This is a genomic window from Salinivibrio sp. PR5, from assembly GCF_001996085.1.
GTDB lineage: Bacteria > Pseudomonadota > Gammaproteobacteria > Enterobacterales > Vibrionaceae > Salinivibrio > Salinivibrio proteolyticus.
The window spans coordinates 1-12,839 of sequence record NZ_MUFK01000025.1; the positions used below are offsets into that span (position 1 = coordinate 1).

At 50.2% G+C, this 12,839-nt stretch carries 7 protein-coding genes; 3 read left to right on the forward strand and 4 right to left on the reverse strand.

Annotated features, from left to right (window positions below):
- The first annotated feature begins 325 nt into the window (after window positions 1-325).
- Together BZG82_RS09915 and BZG82_RS09920 are read left to right on the forward strand one after the other, a co-directional pair.
- Window positions 326-1,468 carry an efflux RND transporter periplasmic adaptor subunit gene (locus BZG82_RS09915; protein WP_077765751.1) on the forward strand — a complete coding sequence of 381 codons (1,143 nt, stop codon included), beginning with the start codon at window positions 326-328 and terminating at the stop codon, window positions 1,466-1,468.
- Entirely contained in the window at window positions 1,461-4,586 is a 3,126-nt protein-coding gene (locus BZG82_RS09920) for an efflux RND transporter permease subunit (RefSeq protein WP_077765752.1), read from the forward strand. Before BZG82_RS09915 ends, BZG82_RS09920 begins: the two co-directional genes overlap by 8 nt.
- Here the strand turns inward: BZG82_RS09920 and BZG82_RS09925 are convergent.
- From BZG82_RS09925 to sohB, 3 genes are all read right to left on the reverse strand, one after another.
- A complete protein-coding gene (locus BZG82_RS09925; protein ID WP_077480186.1) occupies window positions 4,573-5,496 on the reverse strand; it encodes a TIGR01212 family radical SAM protein in 924 nt (307 codons plus the stop codon). The two genes, BZG82_RS09920 and BZG82_RS09925, sit on opposite strands and share 14 nt — an antisense overlap.
- A gap of 141 nt (window positions 5,497-5,637) precedes the next feature.
- Entirely contained in the window at window positions 5,638-8,271 is a 2,634-nt protein-coding gene (gene topA, locus BZG82_RS09930) for a type I DNA topoisomerase (protein WP_077480185.1), read from the reverse strand.
- 398 nt (window positions 8,272-8,669) lie between these two features.
- Entirely contained in the window at window positions 8,670-9,722 is a 1,053-nt protein-coding gene (gene sohB, locus BZG82_RS09935; RefSeq protein WP_077480188.1) for a protease SohB, read from the reverse strand.
- Between the two features lie 125 nt (window positions 9,723-9,847).
- Between sohB and BZG82_RS09940 the strand changes: the two genes are divergently transcribed.
- Window positions 9,848-10,591 (forward strand): YciK family oxidoreductase, encoded by a 744-nt coding sequence (locus BZG82_RS09940; protein ID WP_069590141.1) that lies wholly within the window; start codon window positions 9,848-9,850, stop codon window positions 10,589-10,591.
- 43 nt (window positions 10,592-10,634) lie between these two features.
- Here the strand turns inward: BZG82_RS09940 and BZG82_RS09945 are convergent, their stop codons facing one another.
- Window positions 10,635-12,770, reverse strand: coding sequence for a TonB-dependent siderophore receptor (locus BZG82_RS09945; protein ID WP_077765753.1), 2,136 nt, complete (start codon window positions 12,768-12,770; stop codon window positions 10,635-10,637).
- Window positions 12,771-12,839 lie beyond the last annotated feature (69 nt).

A 12,839-nucleotide genomic window follows, 5' to 3' on the forward strand; every position in this document is an offset into this window, starting at 1 on the left:
GTGATCACCCGCACTAATTGATGAAACATGAAATTTTAAAACGAAAAATAAGAACAACCAATCAAAGCCATCTAAGCATGTGCAACTGACGATATAAGGGATCGTCAACATAAGCGAAAACGTATTACTAAACATAGCGATGAACATGGACATATTGCTGATGAGAGGCGAAGGGAGTTAAACCTTTAAAAACAAGACCATCATCAAAGGTTCATGACGAGCACAGTCCGTCAAACGGTTTTGCGTGATAACTTGGTCAATACTTAATAGGAAAATCAGACACGTCGTCTGTAACGATAACCAGCTGAACAGGGATCCACTGTAAATGAAAGGACTTCGTTGGGTTGCGCCACCGCTTATTCTTGCCCTTGGCTACCTTGCCTATACGGCAATCGCTGCGACTGAACCTCAAACTGAGGCAGACATTGTTTCACAAGCCGCGCCAGTGGTAGAAACCCAAGTCATCTCTCCGATGCAACACCAAGTGGTACTCCGCGCTCACGGTGAAGTGATGCCGCTTGAGAGCACCCAAGTCTCGGCTCAGGTTTCAGGCGAAGTGGTCAGTTGGCATCCAAGCTTTGTTGCTGGCGGTATTGTGAAACGTGGAGAAATCCTTTTTGCCATCGAACCCGATAATTATGAGGCTGCTGTGCTAAGCGCTGAAGCGGATCTCGCCAGTGCCAAAGCCGCGCTGATTGAAGAACAAGCGCAAGCCGCTGTCGCTCAGCGACAAGCGAAGACACTCCCCGCCTCACAAGTAACAGACTTGTACTTGAGAAAGCCTCAAGTTTTGAGTGCACAGGCGCGCGTCAAATCCGCACAGGCCGCGCTCAAACGCGCACAGCGCGATCTTGAAAACTGTAAGGTGACGGCACCTTATGATGCGTTAGTCGTATCTCGCGAAATTGGGGTTGGCCAATACATCAACGTCGGAACGCCTATCGCCACTCTCAACAATATTGAATCAGCGGAGATTCATCTCCCCATTCCCGGCTTTGACAGTGCTTTTCTGCCGACGCAGTTGGCTGATATCGGGGCCACTATTACACGTAACAGTGCGCAACCCGTTTCTCGGCAAGGAAAGGTCGTTAGAGATTTAGGGGTGGTTGAAAAGCGCACCCGAATGATGCAAGTGGTTGTAAGGCTTGATGACCCTTATGGGATCAATAGCGACGCAATGCCTCTTCCGTTCGGTAGCTATGTCGAAGTCACGTTTACGGGCACCACACTGAGTAACGTTTTTAAATTACCTCAGGAGTTAATTCAGAATCGACAAGTTTGGGTGGTAAACGATAACAATGAACTGATGCCACGGACGATACGAGTCGTCCGCACGGAAGGCGAATTTATGTTTGCCGACCAAGGTCTAGAGCCAAACGACAGGCTGGTCCTCACCCTACCGGAATTTCCAGAAAAGGGAATGACGGTACGCCTCGCCTCTCAAGTCGCGGAGGCCAATGATGAGTGACACGACACAATCACGTGGCCTGATCGCCTACTTTGCCCATAACCCGGTCGCAGCCAACCTGATCATGATTTTTATTATTGTGATGGGGGTCGCTAGCTACTTTTTTATCCAGCGTCAGATGTTCCCCAACATTGAAATCAATTATATCCATATCACCGCCGACTACCCTGGCGCCTCACCACAAGAAGTTGAAGAAAGTATCTTGGTCAAAGTGGAGGAAGCCATCAAAGATGTCAGTGGCATTGAGTCTGTGGTTTCTACGGCAAGACGAGGCTATGGCCGCGTCGCGATTGAAGTCGATGTCGGCGAAGATCTCAACCTTGTCCTTGATAGAGTCAAACAAAAAGTCGATGCCCTATCAAACTTACCCGGCAATATGGAACCACTGACTGTCGCGCAAGTTGAGTTTCGACAAACCGTAATAAGCATGGCGGTGGTAGGAGATAAACCCCTCACCGAGCTTAAGCCTGTGGCGCAGAAAATTGAAGATGAACTGCTCCAACTTGAAGACGTAACACTGGTTGAACTCAGCGCTCCTACCTATGAAATTGCGATTGAAGTCCCTCCACAGGTACTACAGAAATACAATCTCACCTTGAATCAGGTCAGTGATGCCATCGCCCGTTATTCTGCGAATTTCTCTGCGGGTGAAGTTCGCACCAACAATGGCATGATCTCCATTAGGGTTGAGAACCAGCGATATCGCGGTGACGAATTCCGCTCGATTCCGATCAAAATTGGTCCCAATGGCAGCCGTTTGCTGCTTCAAGATATTGCCACTATTAAAGATGGCTTCACCGAAGGCGATCTGTATTTTAAATACTCAGGGCAAAATGCCATTTTCTTAAATGTACAAGCGACCGCATCCGAAAATATGGTGACGGTCGCCGACGCGGTGAACCAGTACATTGACGCCAAAAACCAGACCTTACCGCCAGGGTTAAAGCTAAAGTCGGTCGTTGATATGACCTACTACCTAAACGCTCGCCTCGATATGATGCTTAAAAACCTGCTTCAAGGGGCGGTATTAGTTGCGCTATTGCTTACCGTTTTCTTGCGTTTCAAGCTCGCGATGTGGGTAATGATTGGCCTACCAGTGTGCTTTTTAGGTGCCGTGATGTTAATGCCATTGATTGGCGTGAGCATCAATATTGTCTCGCTCTTCGCATTTATTATGGTGTTGGGGATTGTTGTCGATGATGCCATCGTAATCGGTGAAAGTGTCTACACCCAAGTTGAAAAAGTCGGCGGTGGCGTGGATAACGTGGTTAAAGGGGCACAACGCGTCGCGACACCCGCCACATTCGGCGTACTCACCACCATTGCGGTGTTCGCTCCCTTTATCATGTCTAGCGGCCCAGAGCGCGCCTTTTTCTTCGGTATCGCATCGATCGTCATGTTGTGTCTGGTGTTTAGCTTAATTGAGTCTAAGCTGATTTTACCGGCTCACCTTGCACACACCCATTTTACGCCCCCCAAGCACCACAGTGTGAGGGAGCGATTCAACCAACAATTCCAACGGTTTATCCGTGGCCCCTACCAACGAGCAGTCACATTCTGCGTCCATTGGCGCTGGTCGGTGCTTGCCACCTTCATCACCCTGCTGGCGATTGCGATTGGTCTGGTTACTGCGAACCATGTGCGTATGGTGCCAACACCTAAAGTCCCGCATGACTTTCCTAGCATCAATCTGACCATGAATAACAATGCGTCCAGTGAACAAACCATTGACGCCCTCAAAGCGATTGAGAGCATGGTATATCGCGTTGATGACCAAATCGCGTTAGAAACTGGGCAACACATCATTAAAGACACCCTCGTATTTAACGATGGGCGCACATCTGGCGAGTTGGTGATCCCCTTGGTCGATGACGACGTTCGTCCTTTCACCACCTTTGAGCTGTCTCGTCGTTGGCGCGAAGCAATGCCAGATATTCCCGGTGTGAAAACACTCACGATTCAGGATGATGTTAATGGCGGTGAAGACGGCGACGAGTTTGGCTACCTCCTGTTCGGACCCGATATCACTACCTTGAATCAAGCGGGGCGTGCACTGATGTCTCGACTTAATCAGCAGCCCGGTCTTTATGATATCTCCTCATCAATTGATTCAGGGAGTCAAGAGGTACTCATCTCACTTACACCCATCGCTTATGATCTCGGGCTCGATCTCACTACCATTGCCATGCAAGTAGGAGGGAGCTTTTATGGCGGCGAAGCGCAACGAATGATCCGCGACGGCGAAGAGGTGAAAGTGATGGTGCGTTACCCCAAACTCACCCGTGAAGCCTTCTCATCTCTGCGTTATGCCATCATCACCACGCCATCAGGCCAACAAGTGATGTTGGGAGATGTCGTGGAGCTAAAACAACAGCCGGGCGTGAACAGTTTACGACGAGAGGCTGGGTTCCGTACCGTGTATGTATATGGCGCGATCGACGAAGAACAAGTGGAGCCTAGCGCAATTATCAACACCATCGATCAAGACATCCTTCCCGAAATTCTGACGCGTTATCCCGATGTCACCACCGAGCTCAGCGGCTCAATAGAAGAACAGCAAGCGCAGCAAAACGAGCAAATTTTATTCTTTATTGCAGGGATGATTGTGGTGTATGCCCTGCTCGCAGTACCGCTAAAAAGCTACACGCAGCCGTTGATCATTATGTCCGTGATCCCCTTTAGCCTAACCGGCGCCATCTGGGGGCACTATTGGTTTGATATCGATCTGAGCTTGATGTCGACATTTGGTCTGATCGCAGCTGCAGGTGTGGTGGTGAATGACTCCTTGGTGATGACGGATTACATCAATCGTGCGCGAGAAGCGGGGGTTGCCATCAAACAAGCGGTGATAGACGCCGGTTGTGCGCGTTTTCGTGCCATCACGCTCACCTCCATCACCACCTTTGCAGGGGTACTCCCCATCATGTTTGAAACCAGCCTGCAGGCACGGTTTGTGATCCCCATGGCGGTCGCACTCGGTTTTGCGGTGATGTTTGCAACCCTGCTGACACTATTCTTGGTCCCATGCTTGTATCTTATTTTACAAGACATTGGCCACCTTTTTCGCCGTCTTGCGACGCGTTTACTCCCCAATCGGCATCACGCTAACGAGGCATAAATGGCCGGCCGAGTGCTGCGCCTTGCGCGCCTGATCTGTCCAGCTGGTTCGCGATTTCCGTCATCGCGAGCCAGCGGTTCTCGCACCATAAAGGGGCCAGCAATGTGGGTGGACGGGCACTGGCAGACACACGATGATATACCACCTCTGGCGGAGTTCGCTGGATCATCATGGTCGCGCTGCGTACATAGTCTTCCAAAGACATCGCAAACTGACGCCCTGCTCGCCACGCCTTCGCCATGGTGCTGCCTTCAACAATATGCAATGGGTGGAGCTTAATCCCATCCGTCCCGACACCCACGACCCGATCAATGGTTTGCTGGTGTGTCGCCAAGTCTTCGCCCGGTAAGCCCACAATCAAGTGGGTACAGACTTTTATGCCCAACGCGCGCGCCTGCTGGGTAACAGCTTCATAGACGGCAACATCATGGCCGCGATTAATACGCTTTAGGGTTTTATCGTGAGCGGTTTGTAAGCCAAGCTCTAACCAAACCTCAAACCCTTGTTGGTGATAGTCTGCCAACAACGCCAATACGGCCTGTGGCACACAATCAGGGCGTGTACCGACACAAAGCCCCACCATGTTTTCCCGCGCGAGTGCTTGCTCGTACAAGGCTTTTAAGCGTGTGACTTCGTCGTAAGTACTGGTATAGGCCTGAAAATAGGCAAGATAGCGTCGAGCGCGATCGACTTCTTTGGCGCGTTGCTGTAGTTGCTGGCTCACCGAGCCATGCTGAGCCTGCTCATCGGCAAACGAAGCCACATTGCAAAATGTGCACCCGCCTCGCCCAAGCGTACCATCACGATTGGGGCAGCTAAAACCGCCATGCAATGTGAGCTTATGAACACGTTCGCCATAACGGTATTTTAAGTCTTGGCCCAGTGTATTGACTAATTGATGAAGCTCCATGTGGCCTCAGAGATGAAATGAAAGGCGGCATTTTAGCAATTGGTATCGAGAAGATATTGGGGCGGATCAAGCGAAGGTTCACTCGTGCCTACAACGAAAAAACCCGCCGTACTGGCGGGTTTGAATCACAAGCGCTTCGGCTTAGTCAGCCTTGGCTTTTTTCTTACGTTTGTCGGTGACTTCCCACTGACCATCAACAAAGAACGCTGACCAACCTGTCGGTTTTCCGTCTTCTTCACTGCGCACATAGTTTTCTTTCGTTTTGCGCGCAAAGCGAACCACTGTCGGACGTCCTTCCGGATCTTCCTGTGGCGCATCTGCTAAGTATTTGAACTTATCAGAAATACGGTCTTTAAAGCGGTGAAGTTCTTCAACCAAAGGTGCGCGCGTTTCACGAGATTTCGGGAAGTTACTCGCGGCCATAAATAGGCCCGATGCGCCATCACGCAACACGAAATACGCGTCCGAGTTTTCACACGGCAACTCGGGGAAATGCACTGGATCTTCTTTCGGTGGAGCAATCTCACCATTTTTGAGGATCTTACGCGTGTTCTTACATTCCTCGTTGGTACATCCCATGTATTTACCGAAACGACCATTTTTCAGCACCATGTCGCTACCACACTTGTCGCACTCAACGACCGGGCCATCGTAGCCTTTTGGCTTGAATTCACCTTTTTCGACCACATAACCTTCACAGCTTGGGTTATTACCACAAACGTGCAGTTTTCGGTGCTGGTCGATCAGGTAAGAATCCATGGCGGTTTCGCAAATCGGACAACGCTTCATCGCCCGAAGATCGGCCGTTTCAACGTCTTCCTCAAGCACGTTGACAATACCATCTTCATCCATCAGGTTGATGGTGGTTTTACAACGCTCTTTCGGTGGTAACGCATAGCCCGAACAACCAAGGAATACCCCTGTCGACGCGGTACGAATACCCATTTTACGGCCACAGGTTGGACAGTCGATATCTGTCATCACCATGTAGTTGGGCTTCATACCACCGTCGTCTTCGTCTTGCTCTGCGGTTTCCAGCTCCGAGGTAAAGTCGGCAAAGAAGTTATCGAGCACCGCTTTCCAATCGATATCACCGACGGCAATTTTGTCTAACGACGCTTCCATCCGCGCGGTAAAGTCATAATCCATCAGATCAGCGAAGCTATGGTTGAGTCGATCCGTCACAATTTCGCCCATTTTCTCAGCATAAAAGCGACGGTTTTCAACCCGCACATACCCGCGGTCTTGAATGGTGGAAATGATAGACGCATAGGTCGATGGTCGACCGATCCCCCGCTTTTCAAGCTCTTTTACCAGTGCGGCCTCAGTAAAGCGTGCCGGTGGCTTGGTAAAGTGCTGCTTAGGATCAAGCTGCTCTAACTTGAGGGTTTCACCCACATCGACAGCCGGTAAGGTTTGGTCCTCGTTCTTGCCCGATGGGCGTTGAACGCGTGTCCAACCATCAAAGCGCAGCGTGCGTCCTTTCGCTTTCAGCGAGAAATCACCGGCTGCGACGGTCAGTGTGGTTGAATCATACTTCGCGGGCATCATTTGACAGGCAACAAACTGGCGCCAAATCAAGTCATACAGACGATGAGCGTCTGGGTCCATGCCTTGTAGATCACTCGCGCTCACACCCACGTCAGAGGGACGAATCGCTTCGTGCGCTTCCTGTGCATTCGCCTTCGCACCATACACAATGGGAGACTCTGGCAAGTATTGCTCGCCATATTCACTCGCAATGTGGCCACGGGCCGCTTCCACCGCTTCTTTGCTGAGGTTGGTCGAGTCGGTACGCATGTAGGTGATGTAACCGGCTTCATACAAACGCTGAGCCAGCATCATGGTCTTTTTCACCCCAAAGCCCAAGCGAGTACTGGCCGCCTGCTGCAATGTCGAGGTGATATAAGGCGCAGACGGTTTGCTGGTCGACGGACGATCTTCGCGATCGCGTACCACAAAGCTTGCATGCTCAAGCGCCGACACCGCCGCCATGGCCTGATCTTTGTTCTTCGGCTTGAACGCCTTGCCGTTTTGTTGTGCAACCAGCAAACGAAGTGCCTGTGCGTTCGGCGTTAGGGTATCCGCATGCACATCCCAGAATTCCTCTGGAATAAAGGCTTTAATCTCATGCTCGCGTTCAACCAGCAGTTTTACCGCCACCGACTGAACACGACCCGCCGATAGGCCACGCGCAACTTTTTTCCACAGCAACGGCGAGACCATAAACCCGACGACGCGGTCGAGGAAACGGCGGGCTTGCTGCGCATTGACGCCATCAATATTAACATCGCCCGGTGTTTCAAAGGCTTGTGTAATCGCATTTTTGGTGATTTCGTTAAACACCACGCGTTTGAAGCGATCATGGTCGCCACCGATCAGTTCCCGCAGGTGCCAAGCAATGGCTTCCCCTTCGCGGTCCAAATCCGTTGCGAGATAAACGTGATCCGCTTTTTCCGCTAGCTGCTTGAGTTCGGCAACCACTTTCTCCTTACCCGGCAGGACTTGGTATTTCGCTTGCCAACCATTGTAAGGATCGACGCCCATCTTGTTGATGAGCGCCTTCTTTTCTTTTTCTTTCTTAATTCGCGCTTTTTCTTCGGCGCTGAGCCCTTTCGTTGACACTGGAGCGGCTTTTTTGCCGCCCTGCGTCGAACCAGTTGGCAGGTCACGAACATGCCCGACACTCGACTTCACGATAAAGTCTTTGCCGAGGTATTTGTTGATCGTTTTCGCCTTTGCTGGGGACTCCACGATGACGAGAGATTTGCCCATAATGACCTAATGTACGCCCTTTGCGCTAAAAACTGTCGATAATTCGTTGCGTTGCAAACTCATGATAGTGAGTAAGACGCTTTCTGTTTTACAATATTGAGCGAGTCTGACCGAATATCAACTAAATTCGCAGTAAAACACGCTGATTGCTTCTCCCTTCCACAATTGTTAGTTAATTGTGATCATTTATTGTGGTCCATCTTTTTAAGACAGGTTCGGGAAAAAACGCGCTAATCATTACCATTGCGACCCGATAAATAGCCAAACAGAAACGATAATTTTTGGCTTGGCTCACAATATTTGTGTGTTTGACTCCAATCATAGCCAAGATTTTGCTCACTCCGCGGTTGAAACCACACCATCACGGTGAAACGTGATGGTGTGCTGCCAAACAACCGTTAAATCAAGGGACGCTGGCCGCGGCTGATCCATTTAAGTAGCACGCGATCAGCAACCTCTGCTGAGGCGCCTGCAAGCTTTTCTGCGATGTTTTTACGCTGATGATAGCTCACAGCAAGGACATGACGCTCGCTGTTTGCCGCCTCAAATAAATATTCATCGCTAGTGCTCACCGCATCGATAAGACCCAAATCAATGGCTTGATTACCGAACCAATGCTCACCCGTTGCCACGGCATCCACATTTAATGTCGGACGATGCTCAGTAATAAACCCTTTGAAAAGGTCGTGGGTTTCTTCTAACTCGGTTTGGAATTTTTCACGTGCTTTATCCGTGTTTTCACCAAACATCGTCAGGGTGCGCTTAAATTCACCGGCGGTCAGTTGCTCAAACTCGATATCGTTCTTCTTCAGTAACTTATTAAAGTTTGGTAATTGCGCAATCACACCAATTGACCCGATGATGGCAAACGGTGCTGCAATGATTTTATCCGCCACACACGCCATCATATAGCCACCGCTGGCGGCGACTTTATCGACCGAAATGGTCAAACGCACGCCCGCTTTCCGAATTCTTGCTAACTGCGAAGCGGCAAGACCATAGCCATGCACCATGCCACCGCCACTTTCTAGACGCACTAACACTTCATCGTCAGCTGTCGCCACCGCGAGAATGGCAGAAATTTCTTCTCGTAACCCTTCCACTTCTCGGGCATCGATACTGCCCTTAAAGGTCAGTACAAACAATCGCGGCTCACGTGACGGGTTGTGCTCGCTGTCTTTCTTCGCCGCGGCTTTTTGGGCTTTCTTTTCCGCCTTCTTGGCTTTTTTCTCTGCCTTATCACGCGCCTTTAGCTCAGCCTCATTGTAAAGGTGGTGTTCCAGTGCTTCACGATGATGCTTAAAGCTCTCGGTCAGATCGGTGATCTTCAGGCTCCCCTTTTGTCCACCCTTGTCGTTCGCGGCACGAACCAGGGCAACCAGTACCACTGCAGCCACTAAAAAGGTGATGACTTTGGCCAAAAACAGCCCATAATCCGCAATAAATTCCAATGTTGTATCCTCTTTGTCTCGCTTTGGTGGCAATGCCTTAATACAGCGCATCACGCGCTTGGTTGTCACACATCACCCGCAACCTTACAATAATCTACGTTTAACAATAAATAAGGATTTGTATCGTGGAATATCAAGTTACCTCAAATGCCCTAGCAGGTCGCGTCATTTTAGTGACCGGTGCAGGCGCAGGTATTGGCCGTCAAGCCGCATTAAGTTACGCCGAAAAAGGCGCAACGGTTATTTTGCTGGGCCGTACTGTGAAAAAGCTTGAAGCCGTATACGATGAGATTGATGCGATGGGCGCGCCACAGCCAGCCATTATCCCATTGGATATGCTCGGCGCTACGCGTCAGCATTACATGGATATGGCCGATACCATCGAGCAACAGTTTGGTCGCTTAGATGGCGTATTGCATAACGCGGGGCTACTTGGCGTACTCAGCCCTTTTGACCAAATTGATGAGAAGTCGCACGATGATGTCATGCAGGTGAATGTCAAAGCGACCATGCTAATGACACAAGCCCTACTCCCGTTGCTGAAGAAGTCGGATGACGCACGCATTGTATTTACCACATCAACGGTAGGCCACCAAGGTCGTGCTTATTGGGGCAGTTATGCGATATCTAAGTTTGCGACCGAAGGTATGATGCAAGTACTGGCGGATGAGATGTCTGACACCAAGGTCCGTGTCAATGCCATCAACCCGGGCGGCACCCGCACCAGTATGCGCGCCAGCGCGTTCCCCGGCGAGGATCCACAAACATTGAAAACCCCACTCGATATTATGCCGCTGTATATTTACCTGATGGCGCCAGAAGGTATTAACGAGCACGGTCAGTGTATTGATGCGCAACCAAAACGCTAATCGATAACGCCCCAAAACTGGGGCGCTTTTCGTATTTCACTGGTTAAAAATCGACGCTGAGCTTGGCCTTGATATTTCGCTCATCGCCATACCAACAGTTCAACTCATCTAAACAGCTATATGTGGTCTTATCGAACAAGTTCGTTGCAGATAGCGACACTTTTGCCCCCGAAAGCGACGAGGAAAGCTGCGATAAGTCATAGCGAATCGCGGTGTCAAACACCGTATAATCCGGCACGGTAAAGGTATTGTTGGCGTTACCCTGTGACTCACCCACATAACGCGCACCAACACTGATTCGTGTCCCCGCACTGACTTGATGATTCAGCCATGCACTGGCAGTTTGCTCTGGCACCCAAACAGGCGTTTTTCCCTCAAGATTAGGATCGTCCGTAATTTCCATATCCATGTAGCCGTAAGTCAGTGACACGTCTGTGTCGACACTCAGCGCGTGATCGAGAGAGACTTCTATCCCACGAGATCGAATTTCACCGGTTTGAATTTTCGCATAGGAGTCGTTGGGATCGTTGACCAAGGCATCCTGTTTTTTGAGCTCAAACAGCGCCAGATTGAATCCCGTCGTGCCATCTAGTGAAAGATATTTAAGCCCCGCTTCCCATTGTTTACCCGTGGATGGATCAAATACGTTACCGCGGTTATCCATATCCGTGGGTTCAAAACTTTCTGAATAGCTGAGATAAGGCGATATACCGTTGTTGAATTGATACATTGCCCCAGCACGAAATGCTAAATTGTAGTGGCGAATCGTTTTATCGGATCCACTGGGCGTACCTGCATACAGGGTGCGTTGGTCATCTTTTAACTGATATTCATCGTACCGCGCACCGGCAAGCAAAACCCATTGTTTCCAAAGGATTTGATCTTGAGCATAGATGCCCGTCTGCGCCACCTCGATATCGTGCTGATCTTGATAAACAAAGGTCAACGCGCTTGGGTCAATCTGATGGTTATTGGGGTGAAAAATATCAATATCCGGCACGACACCCGCTAGCGTGTCGTCATAGCTAACATCAGAAGACATATTCTGATAATCGAGCCCCAATAAGGTGTAATGTTGCGATTTCCCCCAACGTAAATCTCCTGATAGCTGGGTGTCGACAACCCAAGACGTCATAGATTCGTCGGTAAGATAGGCATTGCGTGGGTAGTGCTGACCATCACTGCTCTTCTGGTGATACATGTTTTTTTGCAGCAAATCTGCATCCGTGTAGCGTGCGGTATGAAGTACTGACCAATCGGCAGAAAGCTGATGCTGCACCTTGTACCCGAGCATCAAGAATTCTCGGTCGTAGGTGTTCCAATGGTTATCACCGGAGAAGCTGTCGCTCGATAAACGGCCTGTGTCACTATGCAATACCGAGCCTTTAGCGGGTAATGAAGTATAGATTCCCGCCGCCGGATCTGCTTGGTAATAAAGGTTAACGTTCACCAAGGTATCTGGCGATACCCGCCAATCTAGCGATGGGGCAACCACATACCGCTCTTCTTCCGAGTCACCCGCCTGACCGTCTTTTTGCCGAGCCAGTGACACCATTCGATAAGCCAGTGAGGTATCTGATATTGCGCCCGTACTGTCGACCGACACCTCACGCAACGCGTCCGAATCGGTACTCACCGCCACGCGATGTGCAGCTTGCTGTTGCGGCGTCTTCGCAATCATGTTCACCATGCCACCCGGTGGAATATTCCCGTATAACACCGACGTCGGCCCTTTAAAAACTTCGACTTGTTCGATGGCAATCGGATCGATTTGCGGCTGCAAATTCCACGTGTTGTAAGGCACTGCGAGACCATCAAAGAAGTTTTGATAGTTAATAAAGCCCCGAATATTAAACAAATCGAGGCGCGTCACTGCCCCACCTCGCAACTCCGTATTAACGCCGGGGGTGTAGCGCACCACTTCACTTAATGAACTGGCTTGGCGCTGCTCGATGGTGTCGCTATCAATCACCGTTATTGCCTGCGGCGTCTCTTCTGGTGCCAGTACTGTTTTAGTAGCGGTATTTCGGTAGGTATCGCCCAGCACGTGAATGGTTTCAATATCACTCTGTTCATTCTCAGCATGGGCCAACGCACTGGTAAGTGTCCCCATGATAACAAGTGCTAACGGCGAGCGTCGCCAACCATTGGCGAATACGCGAGATGTTGGTGCCTGCATTAAAACGTCCTTCTTACAACTCAAACAACTTAAATAGAAAACGAAATCATTCGCATTGTAAGGACGGGA

Bases quoted from the DNA above. Each gene is read 5' to 3' on its own strand.
- BZG82_RS09915 (WP_077765751.1), top strand. From the start codon at position 326: ATGAAAGGACTTCGTTGGGTTGCGCCACCGCTTATTCTTGCCCTTGGC.
- BZG82_RS09920 (WP_077765752.1), top strand. From the start codon at position 1,461: ATGAGTGACACGACACAATCACGTGGCCTGATCGCCTACTTTGCCCAT.
- BZG82_RS09925 (WP_077480186.1), bottom strand. From the start codon at position 5,496: ATGGAGCTTCATCAATTAGTCAATACACTGGGCCAAGACTTAAAATAC.
- topA (WP_077480185.1), bottom strand. From the start codon at position 8,271: ATGGGCAAATCTCTCGTCATCGTGGAGTCCCCAGCAAAGGCGAAAACG.
- BZG82_RS09945 (WP_077765753.1), bottom strand. From the start codon at position 12,770: ATGCAGGCACCAACATCTCGCGTATTCGCCAATGGTTGGCGACGCTCG.